The sequence below is a fragment of the Ideonella sp. P3_A4 genome, from assembly GCF_056403075.1.
Genome location: NZ_JBFUGE010000062.1, coordinates 1 through 19,761, shown reverse-complemented (window position 1 = coordinate 19,761; position 19,761 = coordinate 1). Strand labels below are relative to the sequence as shown.

The 19,761-nt window shown below is 67.0% G+C and carries 18 protein-coding genes and 1 tRNA gene; 6 read left to right on the top strand and 13 right to left on the bottom strand.

The features are described from left to right. From AC1DYI_RS09100 to AC1DYI_RS09090, 3 genes are all read right to left on the bottom strand, one after another. On the bottom strand, positions 1-1,308 hold a 1,308-nt coding region (locus AC1DYI_RS09100; protein WP_477203774.1), incomplete at its 3' end, for a sulfatase family protein. A 134-nt stretch (positions 1,309-1,442) separates the two neighbouring features. Next, complete coding sequence (locus AC1DYI_RS09095) at positions 1,443-2,621, bottom strand: CaiB/BaiF CoA transferase family protein (RefSeq protein ID WP_477203773.1); 1,179 nt, start codon at positions 2,619-2,621, stop codon at positions 1,443-1,445. Positions 2,622-2,623: 2 nt separating this feature from the next. After that, positions 2,624-3,802, bottom strand: coding sequence for an acyl-CoA dehydrogenase (locus AC1DYI_RS09090; protein ID WP_477203772.1), 1,179 nt, complete (start codon positions 3,800-3,802; stop codon positions 2,624-2,626). Positions 3,803-3,909: 107 nt separating this feature from the next. Here AC1DYI_RS09090 and AC1DYI_RS09085 point away from each other — a divergent pair, with 107 nt between their 5' ends. After that, positions 3,910-4,830 carry a LysR family transcriptional regulator gene (locus AC1DYI_RS09085; RefSeq protein ID WP_477203771.1) on the top strand — a complete coding sequence of 307 codons (921 nt, stop codon included), beginning with the start codon at positions 3,910-3,912 and terminating at the stop codon, positions 4,828-4,830. Between the two features lie 3 nt (positions 4,831-4,833). Here AC1DYI_RS09085 and AC1DYI_RS09080 read toward each other — a convergent pair whose 3' ends face one another. Beyond that, on the bottom strand, positions 4,834-5,871 hold the full coding sequence (locus AC1DYI_RS09080; RefSeq protein ID WP_477203770.1) for a CDP-6-deoxy-delta-3,4-glucoseen reductase: 1,038 nt from the start codon (positions 5,869-5,871) through the stop codon (positions 4,834-4,836). 135 nt (positions 5,872-6,006) lie between these two features. Between AC1DYI_RS09080 and AC1DYI_RS09075 the strand changes: the two genes are divergently transcribed. Continuing rightward, positions 6,007-6,915, top strand: a complete 909-nt coding sequence (locus AC1DYI_RS09075) for an SDR family oxidoreductase (RefSeq protein ID WP_477203769.1) — start codon at positions 6,007-6,009, stop codon at positions 6,913-6,915. A 19-nt stretch (positions 6,916-6,934) separates the two neighbouring features. Here the strand turns inward: AC1DYI_RS09075 and AC1DYI_RS09070 are convergent, their stop codons facing one another. The 4 genes from AC1DYI_RS09070 to AC1DYI_RS09055 all read right to left on the bottom strand — a co-directional run bounded on the left by AC1DYI_RS09070 (position 6,935) and on the right by AC1DYI_RS09055 (position 9,799). Next, complete coding sequence (locus tag AC1DYI_RS09070; protein WP_477203768.1) at positions 6,935-7,732, bottom strand: hypothetical protein; 798 nt, start codon at positions 7,730-7,732, stop codon at positions 6,935-6,937. A gap of 200 nt (positions 7,733-7,932) precedes the next feature. Next, a complete protein-coding gene (locus AC1DYI_RS09065; protein ID WP_477203767.1) occupies positions 7,933-8,943 on the bottom strand; it encodes a S1C family serine protease in 1,011 nt (336 codons plus the stop codon). Between the two features lie 131 nt (positions 8,944-9,074). Next, positions 9,075-9,680: a rhomboid family intramembrane serine protease gene (locus AC1DYI_RS09060; RefSeq protein WP_477203766.1), complete on the bottom strand. Its 606-nt coding sequence runs from the start codon at positions 9,678-9,680 to the stop codon at positions 9,075-9,077. Positions 9,681-9,714: 34 nt separating this feature from the next. Continuing rightward, a tRNA-Leu gene (locus tag AC1DYI_RS09055) sits at positions 9,715-9,799 on the bottom strand. 145 nt (positions 9,800-9,944) lie between these two features. On the opposite strand from AC1DYI_RS09055, the gene cysM reads away from it, so the two are divergent. The 3 genes from cysM to AC1DYI_RS09040 are packed head-to-tail and all read left to right on the top strand — an operon-like array spanning position 9,945 to position 11,697. Beyond that, the gene (gene cysM / locus AC1DYI_RS09050) at positions 9,945-10,850 is read left to right on the top strand and encodes a cysteine synthase CysM (protein ID WP_477203765.1); all 906 of its coding nucleotides are present in this window, start codon (positions 9,945-9,947) and stop codon (positions 10,848-10,850) included. 5 nt (positions 10,851-10,855) lie between these two features. After that, positions 10,856-11,437: an NUDIX domain-containing protein gene (locus AC1DYI_RS09045; RefSeq protein WP_477203764.1), complete on the top strand. Its 582-nt coding sequence runs from the start codon at positions 10,856-10,858 to the stop codon at positions 11,435-11,437. A gap of 32 nt (positions 11,438-11,469) precedes the next feature. After that, entirely contained in the window at positions 11,470-11,697 is a 228-nt protein-coding gene (locus AC1DYI_RS09040) for a sulfurtransferase TusA family protein (protein WP_477203775.1), read from the top strand. A gap of 138 nt (positions 11,698-11,835) precedes the next feature. Here the strand turns inward: AC1DYI_RS09040 and galU are convergent, their stop codons facing one another. Both galU and AC1DYI_RS09030 read right to left on the bottom strand, forming a co-directional pair. Continuing rightward, complete coding sequence (gene galU, locus AC1DYI_RS09035) at positions 11,836-12,705, bottom strand: UTP--glucose-1-phosphate uridylyltransferase GalU (protein WP_477203763.1); 870 nt, start codon at positions 12,703-12,705, stop codon at positions 11,836-11,838. Between the two features lie 60 nt (positions 12,706-12,765). Continuing rightward, on the bottom strand, positions 12,766-15,609 hold the full coding sequence (locus AC1DYI_RS09030; protein WP_477203762.1) for a valine--tRNA ligase: 2,844 nt from the start codon (positions 15,607-15,609) through the stop codon (positions 12,766-12,768). A 127-nt stretch (positions 15,610-15,736) separates the two neighbouring features. On the opposite strand from AC1DYI_RS09030, the gene AC1DYI_RS09025 reads away from it, so the two are divergent. Beyond that, positions 15,737-17,110 carry a S41 family peptidase gene (locus AC1DYI_RS09025; protein ID WP_477203761.1) on the top strand — a complete coding sequence of 458 codons (1,374 nt, stop codon included), beginning with the start codon at positions 15,737-15,739 and terminating at the stop codon, positions 17,108-17,110. Between the two features lie 70 nt (positions 17,111-17,180). Here the strand turns inward: AC1DYI_RS09025 and AC1DYI_RS09020 are convergent, their stop codons facing one another. From AC1DYI_RS09020 to AC1DYI_RS09010, 3 genes are all read right to left on the bottom strand, one after another. Further along, positions 17,181-18,563 carry a DUF58 domain-containing protein gene (locus AC1DYI_RS09020; RefSeq protein WP_477203760.1) on the bottom strand — a complete coding sequence of 461 codons (1,383 nt, stop codon included), beginning with the start codon at positions 18,561-18,563 and terminating at the stop codon, positions 17,181-17,183. A gap of 16 nt (positions 18,564-18,579) precedes the next feature. Further along, positions 18,580-19,560, bottom strand: coding sequence for an AAA family ATPase (locus AC1DYI_RS09015; protein ID WP_477203759.1), 981 nt, complete (start codon positions 19,558-19,560; stop codon positions 18,580-18,582). A gap of 21 nt (positions 19,561-19,581) precedes the next feature. After that, the coding region (locus tag AC1DYI_RS09010) for a hypothetical protein (protein WP_477203758.1) at positions 19,582-19,761 on the bottom strand (180 nt) is incomplete at its 5' end.

Sequence of the window (19,761 nt, the reverse complement as noted above, 5' to 3'; positions counted from 1 at the left end):
CGTGTACCCGTCGGCTGTTCTCAGCCCGGTAAACGGCGGGATGCTGAGGGCCAGGGTATCGAAGGGGTCGGGCGGTTCGAGCAGCCCGTTCAGCGCACGGGATGTGCCGCCATGTTCACCGCGGGCCACCATCATGGCCCGTCGCCACGACGGTGGCGTCTGGCCGCGCAGGAAGGGCACGATGGACCGGCCATCGACCCAGCTCGGCACGTTGGCGCCGGCGATCTCGGCAAAGGTCGACGCATAGTCGACATTGGCGGTCAAGGCGTCGATGGTGGCGCCGGCGGGCACGCCTGGGCCGCGAACGCTCAGAGGCACGCGCAGGTCCTCTTCGAACGCCGTCAGCTTGCCCGACGTGAGCCGGTGCTCGCCATGGTGAAAGCCGTTGTCGGAGGCGACGAAGACGTAGGTGTTGGCCAGCTGGCCGGTGGCTTCCAGTGTGTCGATGACGCTCTTGACCAGGTCGTCCACGGCCAGCAGCGACTGGCGACGACTGCGGTACTGCTGGTCGATCGTGGCGATCTCGGCTTCGGTCAGCAATGGGGCGTCGCGCAGCCAGGAGGGCTTGTCGCTGACATCGGGCTCGTTGAACGACAGCGTTCGAGGCGCCGTGATGCCGGGCAGGGCCTGCGCATACCGCGGGGCGGGCGTGGCCGGCAGGTGCGGGGCGTAGGTCGATATGTAGGCGAAGAAAGGCTGCTCAGGGTGCTGGTCGACCGAGCGGCGGATGAAGTCGGTCGCCTTGGCGGCAATCACGTCGGTCAGGTAGTCGCTGTCGGCGGTGCCGTAGCTGACCGTCTGGCCGTTCTCGTTGAGCTTGTAGTTGAACTCGCTGTACGGGCTGCCGCCATTCGAGCTGTACCACTCTGTCCAGCCGGGCGGGATGTAGGTGATCGATGGCGCCGTGTTCGGGTAGCCATTGAGGTATTTGCCGAACAGCACCGTGCGGTAGCCCGCATCCTGCAGCCAGGTCGCGATGGTGGATGACTCCAACCCCTTCGCGTAGGCGCCCTCGAAGCCTCCTTCGGGCCCGTCGTTGCTGAAGATCGAGCTGTTGTGGGCGAACTGGCCACGCAGCGTTGAGACGCGCGACGGGCAGCACAGCGAGATGTTGACGTAGTGGTGCCGGAAGTCGGTGCCCTGGTTGGTGATCAAGGTCCTGACTTGCTCCATCGTTGCGGCGGAGGCGGCGTCCAGGTCGTCGGCCAGGATGAAGACGATGTTGGGCGACTTTGCCAGGGCTGTGCCCGACCAAGCCACGAGCAAGCCGAGCAAGAGGCAGGCGCCTCGCCGCAGAATCGGTGTCATTGGATCTCCCTGGCGTGCCGAGCACGGGTGGGCAGCCGTGCCGCCTTTCGGGAGATTGTGGTGACATTTGCTGCGCCGCAGCAAGATGTCAGTCAACTTTAAGGTTATGTCTTGTAAGTCTGTGCGACGCGGCGTTAGCGAAGCCAGTCCGCCAACACTTCGATGGTGTGCTCGCCCAGCACCGGCGGCGCGTGGCGGTATTGCACCGGTGTGGCCGACAAACGAATCGGGTTTGCCACCAGCGGCACCGCGCCGAAGGTGGGGTGCTGCATGTCGATCTTCAGGCCACGTGCCTGCACCTGCGGGTCGGCGAAGACCTGGTCGAGCCGGTTGATCGGGCCGCAGGGCACGGCCTCGGCCTCGAGTGCGGCGATCCATTCGGTGGTGGTCTTCATCACCGTGGTCTGGCGCATCAGCGGAATCAACACGCCGCGGTTCGCCACGCGCGCCGGATTGGTCGCGAAGCGCTCGTCGGTGGCCCACTCGGGCTTGCCGGCGATCGCGCAGAAGCGCGCGAACTGACCGTCGTTGCCGATCGCCAGGATCATGTCGCCGTCGGCCGTCGGGAAGTCCTGGTACGGCACGATGTTCGGGTGGGCATTGCCGAGACGCTTCGGTGCCACTCCACTGGAAAGGTAGTTCGCGGCCTGGTTGGCCAGCGTGGCGACCTGCACGTCGAGCAGCGCGAGGTCGATGTGCTGGCCAGCGCCTTCGCGGTCGCGGTGGCTCAATGCGGCGAGCACCGCGATGGTGGCGTACAGCCCGGTCATGATGTCGACCAACGCAACGCCGACTTTTTGCGGGCCAGCGCCATCTTCACCTTCGGGCCGGCCCGTCAGGCTCATGAGCCCRCCCATGCCCTGGATCAGGAAGTCGTAGCCGGCACGCGGTGCGTACGGCCCCGTCTGGCCGAAGCCGGTGATCGAACAGTAGACGATCTTCGGGTTGACCGCCTTCAGGCTCTCGTAGTCGAGCCCGTAACCCTTGAGCCCACCGACCTTGAAGTTCTCGAGCACCAMGTCGGCCTGCGCCGCGAGCGCCCGCACCTGGGCCTGGCCTTCAGGCGTCGCCAGATCAATCGCGACAGAGCGCTTGTTGCGGTTGGCGCATTGGAAGTAGGCCGCCTGACGCTCGTCAGTGTCCTTCGCCGCCACCCACGGCGGCCCCCACACACGCGTGTCGTCACCGGCACCAGGTCGCTCGACCTTGACGACGTCGGCGCCCAGGTCGCCGAGCAGTTGTCCCGCCCAAGGTCCCGCGAGCACGCGGGAAAGGTCGAGGACTTTCAGCCCTTGCAGTGCGCCGACGGTCATGGTCAGAACGCCGGGATGCCGGTCATTGCACGACCCAGGATCAGCGCGTGGACGTCGTGCGTGCCTTCATAGGTGTTCACGACTTCCAGGTTGACCAAGTGGCGGGCGACGCCGAACTCGTCGGAGATGCCGTTGCCGCCCAGCATGTCGCGCGCCATGCGGGCGATGTCGAGCGACTTGCCGCAGCTGTTGCGCTTCATGATCGAGGTGATCTCGACCGCGGCGGTGCCTTCGTCCTTCATGCGGCCCAGGCGCAGGCAGCCTTGCAGGCCCAGCGTGATCTCGGTCTGCATGTCGGCCAGCTTCTTCTGGATCAGCTGGTTGGCGGCCAGGGGCTTGCCGAATTGCTTGCGGTCCAGCGTGTACTGGCGCGCGGTGTGCCAGCAGTCCTCGGCCGCACCCAGCGCGCCCCAGGCGATGCCGTAGCGGGCGCTGTTCAGGCAGGTGAACGGGCCTTTGAGGCCACGCACTTCGGGGAAGGCGTTCTCTTCAGGGCAGAACACTTCGTCCATCACGATCTCACCGGTGATCGAGGCACGCAGGCCGACCTTGCCGTGGATCGCGGGGGCACTCAGGCCCTTCCAACCCTTTTCCAGCACGAAGCCGCGGATCTGGCCGGCATCGTCTTTCGCCCAGACGACGAASACGTCGGCGATCGGGCTGTTGGTGATCCACATCTTGCTGCCGGTCAGGCTGTAGCCGCCGTCGACCTTGCGGGCGCGGGTGATCATGCTGCCGGGGTCGGAGCCATGGTTCGGCTCGGTCAGGCCGAAGCAGCCGATCCATTCGCCGGTGGCCAGCTTGGGCAGGTACTTCTGCTTGGTGGCTTCGTTGCCGAACTCGTTGATCGGCACCATCACCAGCGACGACTGCACGCTCATCATCGAGCGGTAGCCCGAGTCGACACGCTCGACTTCACGGGCCACCAGGCCGTAGCAGACGTAGTTCAGGCCAGCGCCGCCGTACTGCTCGGGGATGGTCGGGCCCAACAGGCCCAGCTCGCCCATTTCGCGAAAGATCGCCGGGTCGGTTTTCTCGTGGCGGAAGGCCTCGAGAACGCGCGGGGCCAAACGGTCTTGGCTGTAGGCGCGGGCTGCGTCGCGCACCTGGCGCTCGTCGTCGGTCAGTTGCTGATCCAGCAGCAGCGGGTCATCCCAGTGGAAAGAGGCACGAGCAGCCATGGCGAAGGTCTCCAGTTGTTCCAGCGTGGAATCATAGAATCCCCAAGTCCCACAATCAAACGCCTTTTTCGCACTGATCTGTGCGCTGATGGAACTCCGGAGCATCAATGCGCCGAAAACTGCCTTCCACCGCCGCGCTGGCCGCTTTCGAAGCGGCCGCGCGCCACCAGAGCTTCACGAAGGCTGCGGCCGAGCTGGCGGTGACACAAAGCGCCGTTTGCCGCCAGATCGCGTCGCTCGAATCGTTTCTCGGTGTCGCACTGTTTCGCCGCAGCCAGCGCGGCGTGGGGCTGACCGAGGCGGGCCAGCGCTACAGCCGGAGCGTGGCCACTCGGTTGGACGAGGTCGAGCGCGACACGCTGGACTTGATGGCGCAAGCCGGCCTGGGCGGGCAGGGCGGGGCGCTGGAGCTGGCGGTGGTGCCGACCTTCGCGACGCAATGGCTGCTGCCGCGGCTGGCGGGGTTTCAGGCGGCGCACCCTGGCATCACGGTCCACTTCAGCTCACGCACGCGGCCGTTCCTGTTTGCCGACACCGAGCTTGACGCTGCGATCCACGCCGGCAACGGCCTTTGGCCCGGCACCGAGGGCCGGCTGCTGATGGCCGAAACGCTGGTCACGGTCGCCAGCCCGGCGTTGCTGAAGGGGCGCGCGGACTGGACGCCGCAGTCGCTATCGACCTTGCCGCTGCTGCAGGCCAGTACCCGGCCCTATGCCTGGCGCCACTGGTTCGAGTCGCAGGGCCTGGAGGTTGAGCACGACATGGCTGGCGCGCGGATGGAGCTGTTCTCGATGCTCAGCGAGGCGGCCGTGCAGGGCCTGGGCGTCGCGCTGGTGCCGCGCATGCTGGTCGACAACGAACTGGCCAGTGGACGGCTGGTGCAGGTCGTGCCGCATGCCTTCTTGAGCGATCGGCGCTACTACCTGTTGTACCCCGAGCACAAGGCGGCGTCGCCGGCGTTGAAGGCGTTTGCGGATTGGCTGGACAGCGAGGCTGCGCGCTATCGCGCCGAGGTCGGGCTGAACTGAATATCAATCGCCGTGCTTGTCGGCTTCCGACGTGAACGCGTCAGCGTAGAACTCGTCGTCCGGCAGACCGCACTGGACTTCAAAGTCCCTGTGGGCCGACTCGACCATGATCGGCACGCCGCAGGCGTAGATCTGGTGGCCCGAGAGATCCGGCCAATCGGCCATCACTGCGTGGTGAACAAAGCCGGTGCGGCCGGTCCAGCCATCTTCAGCCTTCGGCTCAGACAGCACCGGCACATAGCGCAGGTTCGGCAAGCGCGCAGCCGCTGCTTCGGCCCAATCGTGCAGGTACAGGTCGGACTTGCCGCGAGCGCCCCAGTACAAGACCGCGGGGCGTGTGCTGCCTCGTTCTTCCAGCCGTTCGATCAAGGCCTTGATCGGCGCGAAGCCGGTGCCCGAAGCGAGCAGGATCATCGGCTTGTCCGAGTCTTCGCGCAGGAAGAAGCTGCCGAACGGGCCCTCCATCCGCACGATGTCTTTCTCTTTCATCGTGCCGAACACGTGGTCGGTGAACTTGCCGCCCGGCATGTGGCGGATGTGCAGCTCGATCGACGGCGGCGTGCCCAGGTTGTGCGGCGCGTTGGCCATCGAATAGCTGCGGCGCGAGCCGTCGCGCAGGATGAATTCGATGTACTGGCCGGCGCGGAACTGGAAGTTCTGATTCGCCGGCAATTGCACGCGGATCACGGCCACGTCGCGGGTGGGGCGCTCGATGCTGAGCACGCGGCCCGGCATCTTCAGGATCGGGAACTCGCCGGCGCCGGGCACGGTGCGCGCTTCGACCAGGCAATCGGTCTGCGGTGTCGAGCAGCAGGTCAGGATCAGGCCGCTGGCCTCTTCAGCCTCTGACAAGGCCTTGTGCTGGTGCGCGCCGTGGATCACCCGGCCTTCGAGCAGGCGGCTCTTGCAGGTGCCACAGGCGCCGTCCTTGCAGCCATAGGGCAAGCCGATGCCCTGGCGGATCGCGGCGGCGAGGATGGGCTCGTCGCGCGTGACGTCGAAGCYGCGGCCGGAGGGCTGGAGGGTGACGGTGAAGGTCATGGTCGAAGCGGGCAGAGGCGAGGCTGGCAAGCCGTGTGAGCGGCTCGCAAGCCGGCAGATGGGGCGCGGGGCCGCCACCTACACTGGCGCGCGGTCCACCCGCCATTTTGCCCGGCGCCTTGTCGCCCTCACTTGATGCACCCCAAGACCCTCCGTGCCAAACGTCCCACGCTGTTGATCGTTGGTTGTGGTGATGTCGGCCTGCGTGTGTTGCGCCTGCTGAGGTCGGCGGGCCACCGCTGGAGGCTGCTGGCGCTGACCAGCTCGGCTGCACGCGTGCCCGCCTTGCGCGCTGCCGGCGCGGTGCCGTTGCTGGGCAACCTGGACGAACCCGCCACATTGGCCCGCCTGTCTGGCCTGGCCGACGCCGTGCTGCACTTGGCACCGCCGCCAGGCGAGGGCACCACGGACATCCGGACTGCCAACCTGCTGCGCGCGCTGGCGCTGCGTGGTGGACTGCGCCGCATCGTCTACGCCAGCACCACCGGCGTCTATGGCGACTGCGGCGGCGCCTGGGTCGACGAGACGCGCACGCTTGCGCCCGCGACCGCGCGTGGGCAACGGCGCGCCGACGCAGAAGCCCGCCTTCGCTGGGCCGGCCGCGCCTTCGGCTGGCGCGTCAGCTTGCTGCGCGTGCCTGGCATCTATGCGTTGGACCGCGAAGGCGGTGACCCGCGAGACCGCGTGCGCCGCGGCGCGCCGGTGCTGGCCGCCGAAGACGACGTCTACACCAACCACATCCATGCCGACGACCTGGCACGTGCCTGCGTGGCCGCCTTGCTGCGCGGGGCGCCGCAGCGGGCCTATAACGTCTGCGACGACAGCGTGCTGAAGATGGGCGACCACTTCGACGCGGTGGCCGACCACTTCGGCCTGCCGCGTCCGCCGCGCATCAGCCGGGCCAAGGCGACGCTTCAGATGTCGCCGGTGCAGATGAGCTTTCTCAGCGAGTCGCGGCGCTTGTCCAACCACCGGCTCAAAGGCGAGTTGCGTTTGCGGCTGCGCTACCCCACGGTAGCGGACGGTCTGCAAACGTCACCGTGACGCGCGAGCGACTCGACGCTCAAGTGCCGCAGCGGATGCGCTGCTTGCTCAAGGCCACGTCGTCGAACCACAGCGTCATCGGCTGACCGGCATAGCTCTCCCAGCCGATCCGGAAGTCGACCGGTGCCGGGTGCCAGCTGCCGCGGGCCAGCCACTGCGAGTCCACCTCGGGCGTCGGCGCGGTGTCCACGTGCAGGCCAGCCACCTCGGCGCCGTGGAACCAAGTCTTCATCGTGCCCTTGTTGCCGTTGACCGTGAACTCGACGCAATGCCATTCGCCCGCGGCCGGCGACACACTCAGCGCGATGCCGGCCGGGCTCAGCACCGGTACCGTGGCGTCGTCTGATTCGCGGTTCCACATCAGGATGCGGTTCTGCCCGCCCATGCGCAGGTCGCGCTGGTTGTCATTGCTGTCCTTCATCGCCATGAAGGTGACGTGACCGTCACCCAGCGCGTCGGCAAAGCGGACGAAGAAGCGACCGAACACCCGCTGGCCCAGCGAGGCCGGGATCGGGGTCGCGGCAAAGATGTGGTTGCAGTAGCCACCGGTGCTGGTGACCTTCAGCGACTGCTTGCCGCGGTGGGCGACTGTCGAGTCCACCGTGGCCTGGCCGGTGCCGGTGCAGTTGGCGCCGCCGACCGTCCACAGCGTGGTGTTGGGCGGGCCGCCGGGGGCGGCAGATTCGAAGTTGTCGCAGAAAGCGAGTTCGCCGCAGGAGCCGGCCGATGCCGCGCACGGAATCGCCAGCAGCAACGTTGCTGACAGCGTTGTCATTTTGGATGCAAACAGGTGCAGGTGGCGCAAGAAAACTTGCATGGTCTTGTCTCCGGGGGATTGGGGAGCGGCAGGTGCGCAGGGCACCTGCCAGGTTGGGCTCAGCGACTCAACCAGCGCGAAGGGCGATGCTAGGGACGCGCACTGCGCCGGGCAATGCTTTCAACCCGATTCGCGCTGCTCTTTACGGGTTCTTACAGCACGCATGGCCCCATGAGTGAGGCGACGTCGAGGGCGCCCGTTCACGTGCCCTCAGGTTGCTTGATCGCGCTTTGCCGGTCCACGGTATGCAACGGCACCCGCAACGAGCGGCCATCGCGCAGGATGTCCAGCGCCACGTCGCGTTCCGGTGCGCCGCCGCCCCACAGGCGATGCCACAACGTCTGCAGGCTGTCGACGTTCTGGCCGTCGATGCGCACGATCTGGTCGCCTGGCTTCAGGCCAGCTGCCTCGGCCGGCCCGGCGCGGCTGACGCGCAGCACCCGCACCTCGCCGCCCAGTTCGATGCAGTTGGCGCCCATCCAGGCGCGCTTGCTTTGCGCCGAACGGCCTTGGGCCAGCAACTCATCCAGGATCGGCTTGAGCAGGTCGATCGGCACGAACATGTTGCCGGCCAGCGCCGGTTGGTCCGGCCCCAGTGCGTCGCTGACGACCAGCGAGCCGACCCCGAGCAACTCGCCTTTCAGGTTGAACAGCGCCGCGCCGCTGTGGTCGGTGCGTGGCGGTGTGGTGAACAGGGCATGGTCGAGGTGGTATTCCCAGTAGCCCGAGAACGCGCGTTGCGAGACCCGCCGCGCCATGCTGATGCCGGCATCCTGGCCGCCGGAGATGATCAGCAGCGTGTCTTCGTCGGCGACCTGGGTCGGCTCGCCGAGCGGCGCCGCCGGCAAATTCAGCGGAATCAGGGCCTTGACCAAGCCGAAGCCGGTGGCCACGTCGTAGCCGATGACCCGCGCCGGAATGTGGCGCCCGTCGTCCGGCAGCAGCAATACCTGGTCTGCTTCGAGGATCAAGTAGCCGATGGTCAGCACCAGGCCGTCGGCACCGATGACAACGCCCGAGCCTTGTCGTATCGGCCCCAGCGTGACATTCGACGTGGCGTTGTCGACCGCCTTGGCCAGCACGCCTACCACCGCGTCGCTGGCGCGCTTGATGCCCTCCGTCGAGATCAATTCTTCGGCAGCCAGCGCCGCCGGCCATGCGCCCGCCAGTGCCCAGACCCAGAAAAGGACGGTGCGAACGATGCGACCCATGGCACACCTCCACGACGGCTGGCCGTGATCTGCCCTCAGCATGCGCCGAGCGGCCTCGGCCATCAAGCCGCAGGGTTACTCTCGTTGAGGGCGCTTGTCCCGCAAATCTGCGGCAAGCGGTGTGCCGTGGGTCAGCGGCGGCGGCGCGAGGGGAAGGGGGCTTGGCCGCGCCAGAAGCGGATCATCAGCCAACCACCCAGCATGCCGCCCAGGTGAGCGAAGTGGGCGATGCCTTCAGACCCGAAGATGCCTTGCAGCAGCTCCAGCCCGCCGAACACCGCAACGAAGGTGCGAGCCTTCATCGGGATGGGCGGGAACAGCGGCATGATCGTGCGGTTCGGGAACAGCATGCCGTAGGCCAGCAACAGGCCGAACAGACCGCCCGAAGCGCCCAGTGTGGGCGCGTACGAGTGCCGCAGTGACGTGAACACCATCTGGCAAGCTGCGGCGGTCAGCACGCTGGCCAGCAGGAAGGTCAGCAGCCGCTTGTAGCCCCACAGGCGTTCCAGCTCGGCGCCGAACATCCACAGGCCCAGCATGTTGAAGAACAGGTGGAGCGGGTCGCCGTGCAGAAAGGCATAGGTGAGCGGCTGCCACGGCATGAAGCGGCCACTGTCCAGCGGCCACAGCGCGAACCAGCCGATCAATGGAATGTAGGAGCCGAACAGCAACTGCACGCAGAAGATCGCCGTGCAGATCAGCATCAGCGCCTTGGTGACGGGAGGCATCGGCGGCATGGCGTGTCGCTGGAAGCGTGAAGCTGAGGGTCACTGGTGCCCGGGGCCGGACTCGAACCGGCACACCTTGCGGCGGGGGATTTTGAATCCCCTGCGTCTACCGATTTCGCCACCCGGGCCAGTGTGTGCTTGCGTGTGCTCGTGTCTTGCGGGCAGCTGCGTTGCGCAGCGCCGAAGGCACGTCGGGGGCGGATTATGGCATGCGCGGGCACCGGCTTTGGCCCTGCGACCATAATGCAACGCAGCCCTCTTCACGACCTCGACATGCCCGCCTACAAGACGCTGGAAGACGCGATTGGATCGACCCCGCTGGTACGGCTGCAACGCCTGCCTGGCCCTGAGGTGCAGGCACGCGGCAACGTGATCCTGGGCAAGCTCGAAGGCAACAACCCGGCGGGCTCGGTGAAGGACCGGCCGGCGATCAGCATGATCCGCAATGCCGAGGCTCGTGGCGAAATCAAGCCCGGCGACACGCTGATYGAGGCGACCTCGGGCAACACCGGCATCGCGCTGGCGATGGCGGCAGCGATCAAAGGCTACCGCATGCTCCTGATCATGCCGGAGGACCTGTCGGTCGAGCGCGCGCAGACGATGAAGGCCTTCGGTGCCGAGCTGATCCTGACGCCCAAGTCGGGTGGCATGGAGTTGGCGCGCGACCTGGCCGAGCAGATGCAAAGAGACGGCAAGGGTCGCGTGCTCGACCAGTTCGCCAACCCGGACAACCCGCGCATCCACTACGAGACCACCGGGCCCGAAATCTGGGCCGATACCGACGGCCAGATCACGCACTTCGTCAGCGCGATGGGCACCACCGGCACGATCACCGGCGTCTCGCGCTTCCTGAGGGAAAAAAAGCCCGGCGTGCGCATCATCGGCGCCCAGCCTTCAGAGGGTTCGCGCATCCCCGGCATCCGCAAGTGGGCAGACGCCTACCTGCCGAAAATCTACGACCCGAGTGCGGTCGATGAGATGGTCTACGTGAGCCAGCGGGACGCCGAAGACATGGCGCGCCGGCTCGCCGCCGAAGAGGGGCTGTTCGCCGGCATTTCGGCGGCGGGTGCACTGTGGGTTGCGCTGCAGGTGGCGCGGGTGGTCGAGAACGCGACCATCGTGTTCGTGGTTTGYGACCGGGGCGACCGCTACCTGTCGACCGGCGTTTTTCCGGCCTGACGCCCATGACAGCCGACTACAAGTTCTGCCCGCAGTGCGCTGGCGCGCTGGCGTGGATCGAAGCCGAAGAAGATGGTGGCGCGAAAAGCCGCTTGCGCTGCGCGGCCTGCAACTTCACCCACTGGAACAACCCGACTCCCGTGCTGGCGGCGGTGGTCGAATGCGTGGACCGCGGCGGCAAGCTGCTGCTGGCCCGCAATGCGGCGTGGACGGGCCGCATGTTCGCGCTGATCACCGGCTTCATGGAGGCGGGTGAGTCACCCGAATCGGGCATCGCGCGTGAGGTTCTGGAAGAAACCTCACTGGTCGCCGACGCCGTTCATCTGATCGGCGTCTATGAATTTCAGCGCATGAACCAGGTGATCATCGCCTACCACGTACAGGCGCACGGCGAGATCAAGCTCTCGCCGGAGCTGGCCGAGTACAAGCTGTTCGAGCCGGGCGACACGTTGTGCTGGCCGGCCGGTACCGGTTATGCGTTGGCCGACTGGCTGCGTGGCCGCGGCATCGAGCCGAAGTTCATCGAGTTCGCCAAGCTGCAGCCCAAGCCCGAAGACGCGGGCGTCGGCGAAACCACGGCGTCATAGCCAGACATCAAGGACAAGACATGGGACAGGCCATCGACGTGCACAAGGAACTGGACACCCGCGGGCTGAACTGCCCGCTGCCGATCCTCAAGGCGAAGAAGGCGCTGGCCGACATGAGCAGCGGCCAGGTGCTGAAGGTGATCGCCACCGACCCTGGCTCGATGCGCGACTTCCAGGCCTTCGCGCGTCAGACCGGCAACGAACTGCTCGACCAGCAGACCCAGGACGCGGAGTTCATCCACTTTTTACGCCGGAGGTAGAGACCCTGCGCCATGAAAAAGGCCACCCGTAGGTGGCCTTTTCGTTGGCGCTCTCCAAGTGGCGTGCGCGGATCCGGCTCGGCCGGTCCGCTGCGCGAGCCCCTTTGGGGGGCAGCTCCCGGAAGGGAGCGTGGGGGCTCAAAGTTCAAGCTTCTTGAGGTACTCGCGGAAGCCCGGGCCCAGTTGCGGGTGGGCCAGCGCGAGTTCGACGTTGGCTTCGAGGAAGCCTTCCTTGCTGCCGCAGTCGTAGCGCTTGCCGTGGTAGCGGTAGGCGAAGACTTTTTCGCGGCGCATCAGTGCAGCAATGCCGTCCGTCAGTTGGATCTCGCCGCCCACGCCACGCGGTTGGGTCGCGATTTCGCGGAACACGCCCGGCGTCAGGATGTAGCGGCCGGCCACGCCCAGGTTCGAAGGGGCGTTTTCGGGCGCTGGCTTCTCCACGATGTGGGTCAGGTCCATCATGCGGTCGTTCACCGGCGTGCCGGCCACGATGCCGTAGCGCTTGGTGTGTTCCGGCAAGACTTCCTGCACCGCGATGATGGAGGCGTGCCATTCGTCGAACTGCTCGACCATCTGCTTCAGGATCGACGGCGTGCCGACCATCAGGTCATCGGCCAGCAGCACCGCGAACGGCTCGTTGACGACCACGCACTGCGCGCACAGCACCGCGTGCCCGAGGCCGAGCGCCTTGGGCTGGCGGATGTAGATGCACTCCATGTCGTCGGGCTTGACCGACGAGACCAAGGCGAGCAGTTCCTTCTTGCCGGCCGCTTCCAGCTCCGACTCCAGCTCGTAGGCAGTGTCGAAATGGTCGGGGATCGCGCGCTTGTTGCGGCCGTTGACGAAGATCATCTGCCGGATGCCGGCGTCATAAGCTTCTTCGACCGCGTACTGGATCAGCGGCTTGTCGACGACCGGCAGCATTTCCTTGGGTTGGGCCTTGGTGGCGGGCAGGAAACGGGTGCCCAGGCCAGCGACCGGGAAGATGGCCTTGTTGATTTTCTTCACGCTGTGTGTTCCTTGTAGACGTCTCGTCCAGGTGGCAAAGATTGTGCCGCCCCGGGTGTTTCAAGCAGTGGGCAAGCGGCTCAGTTGTTCACGCAGAGAGGCCAATGTGCGGGCGAAGTCGGCCAGACGCTGCCTTTCCTGCACCACCACCTCGGGCTTCGCGCGCGCGACGAAGTTTTCGTTGCCCAGCTTGGCCTCGGCTTTGCCGACCTCGCCCTCGATGCGGGTGATTTCCTTGCTCAGGCGGGCGCGCTCGGCAGCCACGTCGATCTCGACCTTCAGTGACAGCCGCGCGTTGCCTTGCACCGCTACGGGTGCCATGGCCGTGGCGGCTGCGAAGGCGGCTTCATCGCCCAGCACCTGCACCTCGCTGACCTTGGCCAGCGCCTTCAGCACCGGCGCCGCCGCCGCGAAGAATTCGGTCTCCCCGATCACGATCAGCGGCACCCGGTCGCTCGGCGACAAGCCCATCTCGCCACGCAGGCCGCGGCTCGCACCGACCATCGCCTTCAGTTGTGCCATCCAGGCGTCAGCCACCGGGTCGACCTTGTCCGGTTGCGGCACCGGATAGGCGRCTGTGGCCAGGGTGCTGCCGTCGCCTTCCTTGCGGCGGCCGGCGACCACTGCGACCGTGTCCCACAGCTCGGCGGTGATGAACGGGGCGATCGGGTGCAGCAGGCGCAGAACCGTTTCCAGCGTGCGGACCAGCGTGCGCCGCGTGGCGCGCTGTTCAGCTTCCGAGCCAGTCTGGATCTGCACCTTGGCGATCTCGAGGTACCAGTCGCAGTACTCGTCCCAGACGAACGAGTAGATCGCGTTGGCGACGTTGTCGAGCCGGTAGTCGGCAAAACCTTGCGCCACGGCCATCTCGACGCGCTGCAGTTCGCCGGTGATCCAGCGGTCAGCGGACGAAAACTTCATGTAGCCGTGGAAAGCGCCGCCGGGCTCGCAATCAGCCTTCGTGTGCTCCTTCAGGCCGCAGTCGGCGCCCTCGCAGTTCATCAGCACGAACTTGGTCGCGTTCCAGAGCTTGTTGCAGAAGTTGCGGTAACCCTCGCAGCGCTTCGAATCGAAGTTGATCGTGCGGCCCAGCGAGGCGAGCGCCGCGAAGGTGAAGCGCAGCGCGTCGGCTCCGTAGCCCGGAATGCCTTCCGGGAACTCCTTCTCGGTCGACTTGCGCACCTTCGGCGCTGTCTCGGGCTTGCGCAGGCCGACCACGCGCTTGTCCAGCAGCTCGGGCAGCGCGATGCCGTCGATCAGATCGACCGGGTCCAGCACATTGCCCTCGGACTTGCTCATCTTCTGGCCGTGGGCGTCGAGCACCAGGCCGTGGATGTAGACGTGCTTGAACGGCACCTGGCCGGTGAAGTGCTTGGTCATCATGATCATCCGGGCGACCCAGAAGAAGATGATGTCGTGGCCGGTGACCAGCACGGAGGACGGCAGGAAGAGGTCTTGCTCGATCGTCTTTTCGGGCCAGCCCAGCGTCGAGAACGGCACCAGCGCCGACGAGTACCAGGTGTCCAGCACGTCCGGATCGCGCGTCAACGCGCCGGTGTAGCCGGCCGCGTCGGCCTTGGCGCGGGCCTCGGCCTCCGAGCGGGCGACGAACAGCTCGCCGTTGTCGCCGTACCAGGCCGGGATCTGGTGGCCCCACCAGAGCTGGCGCGAGATGCACCAGTCCTGGATGTTCTTCATCCACTGGTTGTAGGTGTTGACCCAGTTCTCGGGCACGAACTTGACCTGGCCCGAGTCGACCGCATCGATGGCCTTTTGCGCGATGCTGGTGCCATCGGCGCCCGGCTTGGTCATCGCGACGTACCACTGGTCGGTCAGCATCGGCTCGATCACCTGGCCCGAACGGGCGCAGCGCGGCACGGTCAGCCGGTGCTTCTTCGTCTCGACCAGCAGGCCTTCCGATTCCAGCTGCGCGACGATCTTCTTGCGCGCGACGTAGCGGTCGAGCCCGCGGTAGTCTGCCGGGGCCTCGTCGTTGACCTTGGCTTCGAGCGTGAAGATGGTCAGCATCGGCAGGCTGTGCCGCAGGCCGACCTGGTAGTCGTTCGGGTCGTGTGCCGGCGTGACCTTGACGACGCCAGTGCCGAAGGTCTTGTCGACATAGTCGTCGGCGATCACCGGCACCAGGCGGCCGGTGATGGGCAGGCGCACCTGCTTGCCGACCAGGTGGGCATAACGCTCGTCTTCAGGGTGCACCATCACCGCGGTATCGCCGAGCATCGTTTCGGGCCGGGTGGTGGCCACGACCAGCGATTCGTCGCTGCCTTCCACGGGATAGCGGATGAACCAAAGGTGGCCGTCTTCCTCTTCGCTCTCGACCTCGAGGTCGGACACGGCGGACATCAGGCCCGGGTCCCAGCTGACCAGGCGCTTGCCGCGGTAGATCAGCCCTTCTTCAAACAGGCGCACGAAGGTCTCGGTCACGGTGGTCGACAGCTTGTCGTCCATCGTGAAGTACTCGTGATCCCAGCTGACCGAGTCGCCCATGCGGCGCATCTGGCGGGTGATGGTGGCGCCGCTTTGCGCCTTCCATTCCCAGACCTTGGCGACGAAGTTCTTGCGGCCCAGGTCGTGGCGGCTGACGCCTTGTTCCTGCAGCTGGCGCTCGACGACGATCTGCGTCGCGATGCCGRCGTGGTCGGTGCCCGGCACCCACAGCGTGTTGAAGCCGCGCATGCGGTGGTAGCGCGTCAACGAGTCCATGATGGTCTGGTTGAACGCGTGGCCCATGTGCAACGTGCCCGTCACATTGGGTGGCGGCAGCTGGATGCAGAACGAGGGCTTGGCCGGATCCAGCGAGGGCTGGTAAATGCCGCTGGATTCCCACAAAGGGGCCCAGCGGGCCTCGATGGCGGCGGGCTCGAAGGATTTGGCGAGTTCGGTCATGGGCGGAGGAACGGCGTTTGCCTGCAACAGCTTGACACGTAAAGCATGTCAACCCGCATGGCGCCGAAAGAGTTGGTCCGATTGTAGGTCGCACCTGTGCGCGGCCCAGACCAACGAGGAGACCTGGATGAGCTTGCATTCCCGAGTGAAAACCGCGACGCTGGGCCGCTGGCCGGGCCGTATCGCCGCCGTGGCGGCGGCCGTTCTGGTGGCAGCCTGCGGCGGTGGCGGCGGTGGTCCGCTGACCTGCTCGACGGCCGACGAAAAGATCTGGCTGCGCGAGTACATGGATGACTGGTACTTTTGGTACAAGGTCASCCCGAGCCCCGATCCGTCGGGTTACCTGTCTGTCGACAGCTACTTCGACGCCCTGCGCTACCAGGGCACGCTGCCCGAGTTCCCGAGGGCCGACGACTGGAGCTACCTGGTTTCGCAGGAAGCCTTCGACCGCACCTTCGGCGATGGGCGCACGCTGGGCTACGGCCTGATGGTGGCAGGCCTGGAAGTGGCGGGCCACCCGGACCAGCCGCTGTACGCCCGCTACATCGAGCCCGGCTCGCCGGCCGCGCTGGCCGGCTTGCAGCGGGGTGACCAGATCGTGGCGGTCAACGGCAAGACCTCGGCGCAGATGATCACCAACAACGACTACGCCGACCTGTCACCGGCGGACACCGGCAACATGGTGACGATCGACATTCACAATGCCGACGGTGACAGCCGCGTGCAGCTGACCGCTGCCATCTACAACCTTGACCCGGTGCCCAACAGCCGCGTGCTGACCACGCCGGACGGCCGCAAGATGGGCTATGTCCAGGTCAAGGACATGATCGACCAGGCCTTGTCGCCGTTCGACACCGCCTTCGGCCAGTTCAAGGCGGCCGGCGTGCAGGACGTGATCCTCGACCTGCGCTACAACGGCGGTGGCCTGATCTCGGTGGCTGACAAGATCGCGTCGTTCCCGAACGGCCCGGCGACCAACGGCAACGTGTTCGCGAGCCTGCTCTACAACGACAAGCGTTCGGGCCATAACGAGAGCTTCCACTTCCAGAACTACGCCAACGCGACCGGGCTGTCGCGGGTGTATGTGCTGACCGGCCCGCGCACCTGCTCGGCGAGCGAACAGGTCATCAACGGCCTGCGGCCTTACGTGACGGTGGTGACGATCGGCGACACCACCTGCGGCAAGCCGGTGGGCTTCCTGCCGCAGGCCGACGGTTGCGGTGCGGTGGTCAACGCGGTCAACTTCGAGTCGGTCAATTCGCTGAACCAGGGTCGTTATTTCGACGGCTTCGATGCGTCTTGCCCGGTGGCTGAAGATTTCAGCGAGCCGCAGGGTTCAGAGACCGACCCGCTGATCATCGCGACCGAAGACCATGCCGATGGTTTTGGCTGCCCGACATTGGCCGCCGCTACGAAGACCAAGCTCCTCGGCTTGCGCAAGCCTTCCGAGCGTCCGCGCTGGGTCGAAGCGGGCGAACGCCGCGGCATGATCGGCCGCTGAGCATGGCGGCAGGGTGGCGAACCTTCGCTGCCCTTCGTGACCACGGCAGGAGTTGAAAGGCCGCCACCGGCTACAGCCGGTGTGTGGCCTTGACCGCATGGTAACGCTCGACCAGTGCGGCCGCCAGTTGCGGCGGCTCCACATCGACCAGCAGCGCGTGCTGTGCGGCCAGGCGCCGCATCGCGTCCTCACGCGCCTGGCGGAACCAGTGCGCAGCGGCCACCTCGGCTGCCTGGGTGGCGGTGCCGAGCGGCGTTTGCAGCAGTTCGGCCAGCGCGCGCTCACGCAGGCTGGCCAGCAGGACCAGGTGGCGTGTGCGCAGCAGGCGCAGTGCCGGCAGCAGCTCGGGCAGATCGTCGTCGCGGCAGTTGGTGACGACGATCACCAGCGAGCGCCGCGTCTCGTGTTTCATCAGGTCTCGCGCCGCGGCCAGGTAGTCCGAGTGTTCGATGCCGGGCTGCAGGTCGTGCAGCGCACTTAACAGGCCGTCCAGCGTCGCCATACCTTTGCGCGGTGACAGCTGCCGCCCTTGGCCGGCGCGGTGGCCGAAGGTGCGCACGCCCACCTCGTCGCCTGCTTTCAAAGCCACGTAAGCCAGCAGGATCAGCGCGTTCAGCGCATGGTCGAAGTGCGAACCACCCGGGCCGGCGCTGCCTTCGTCGGCCCGCATGCGGCGGCCGCAGTCCAGCAGGCAGACGACGCGCTGGTCGCGCTCGTCCTGGTAGCGGCGGACGACGGGGCGGCCGCGCCGCAGGCTGGCGCGCCAGTCCACATGGCGGACCGGGTCGCCCTCTTGGTAGTCGGCCAGCGAATGGAAGTCGGTGCCGACGCCACGGCCGGCGGCCGTCTTGATGCCGATTTCAGCCAGCCGCTGCTGGCCCGCCAGCCAGGCGTAGCCCGCCACTGCGGCGAAATTCGGGAACACGCGCAAGGCCTGCTCGTCGCCCAGGCGCAGCTGCAGGTCCCACAGGCCCCAGCGCGTGCGCAGGCGCAAACGGGCTGGGGTGAGGCGCGCGGCGCCGCGGGTGCGTGGGCGAAGCTCGTAGTGCGCATGCAGACCACCGGCCGCAGGCAAGGCCAGGTCGAGCGGCAGGCCGCTGCCGTCGAAGCTTGCGTCCAGCCCGTCGAAGAGCTGACCTTGCCAGACGCGCGGCCCGGGGTTGTCGAGTTGCAATTCGACGCGCTGCGGCACACCGAGCGACAGGACCTTGGGCAAGCGCCGGCGCAAGCGCAAGGGGTGGCGCCGCAACGCGAACAGCGCTTGCGCCAGATCGAAGGCCGCGACCGCCGCGCCCAACGCGGCCAGGCCCGACCACCACAGCGCCACACGCTCAGGCGCCACGCCCAGCAGCAAGGGCGGCACCGACAGCAGCGCCAGCGCGGCGACGRCCACGCTGAGCCGCGCCGCCGGCACCGGTGCAGCAGGCCATTGGAGCCAGCGGGGGAGTTTCACGCGCGCCTCTTCTCGCTCAGCTGCGCGGGGCGTCAATACGCTCGATCAGGTCGAGCAGGATCTCGTCGATCTGGCGGCCATCGAGCTGCGCGTCCGGCGCCAGCATCACGCGGTGGCGCAGGGCCGGCAGCGCAAAGCGCTTGACGTCGTCGGGGATCGTGAAATCGCGTCCGTCGAACAGCGCCGCGGCGCGCGCCACGCGGATCAGCGCGATCGCGCCGCGCGGGCCCGCACCCTGACTCAGGCCCGGCGCATCGCGCGTGGCGCGGGCGATGCGCACCGCGTAGTCGACCACGTTGCGCTCGACGCGMACCTCGACCACCCGCGCCTGCAGCGCCAGCAGCGCGTCACGCCCGAGCAGCGGCTGCACATCGGCCAGCGGCAAGGCGTCACCGGCCTGCTCGGTGGTGGCGCGCATCACCACGTCCACCTCTTGTTCGGCGGCCGGGTAGCCGATGTCGACCTTCAGCAGAAAGCGGTCGCGCTGCGCCTCCGGCAGCGGGTAGGTGCCTTCGGTGTCGATCGGGTTCTGCGTCGCCAGCACCATGAAGGGCCGCGGCAGCGCGAGCGTCTGGCCTTCGAGCGTGACCTGCGTTTCCTGCATCACCTCGAGCAGCGCGGCCTGGGYCTTGGCCGGCGCGCGGTTGATTTCGTCGGCCAGCAGCAGGTGCGTGAACACCGGCCCGCGGCGCAGGCGCAGCTCACCGCCCAGGCCTTGCGTGTCCAGTACCGCGTGGCCGGTGATGTCCGAGGGCATCAGGTCGGGCGTGAACTGCACGCGGGCGAAATCGAGCGACAAGGCCTGGCCGAGCGCACGCGCCAGCAGCGTCTTGCCGAGGCCAGGCACGCCTTCGAGCAGCACATGGCCGCTGGCCAGCAGCGCGACGAGCGCGGCGTCGACCACGTCGGCCTGGCCGACGACGGCCTTGGCCACTTCGCGGCGCAGCGCGTCGATGGTGTCGCGGGTTTGTTGCAACAGGTCGGGGGTCAGGCTCATGGGGTGGGTCTCACAAGAAGCTCAGGCAGACGGTGGAGGTGTGCGGGATGCGACGGCTTCGCGGCCCAGCTCGGCAATGCGCCGGCGTGCGGCTTCCATCAAGGCCAGCGCGCGGCCCATCGCCGCGGGCTCGCGGGCGACAGCGGGGTCACAGGCCTTGTCCAACTCGGCGGGGGGCAACTCGGCATGCCGGGCCAGCAC

Bases quoted from the DNA above. Each gene is read 5' to 3' on its own strand.
- AC1DYI_RS09060 (WP_477203766.1), bottom strand. From the start codon at position 9,680: ATGCCGCCGATGCCTCCCGTCACCAAGGCGCTGATGCTGATCTGCACG.
- AC1DYI_RS09065 (WP_477203767.1), bottom strand. From the start codon at position 8,943: ATGGGTCGCATCGTTCGCACCGTCCTTTTCTGGGTCTGGGCACTGGCG.
- AC1DYI_RS09070 (WP_477203768.1), bottom strand. From the start codon at position 7,732: ATGCAAGTTTTCTTGCGCCACCTGCACCTGTTTGCATCCAAAATGACA.
- AC1DYI_RS09085 (WP_477203771.1), top strand. From the start codon at position 3,910: ATGCGCCGAAAACTGCCTTCCACCGCCGCGCTGGCCGCTTTCGAAGCG.
- AC1DYI_RS09045 (WP_477203764.1), top strand. From the start codon at position 10,856: ATGACAGCCGACTACAAGTTCTGCCCGCAGTGCGCTGGCGCGCTGGCG.
- AC1DYI_RS09075 (WP_477203769.1), top strand. From the start codon at position 6,007: ATGCACCCCAAGACCCTCCGTGCCAAACGTCCCACGCTGTTGATCGTT.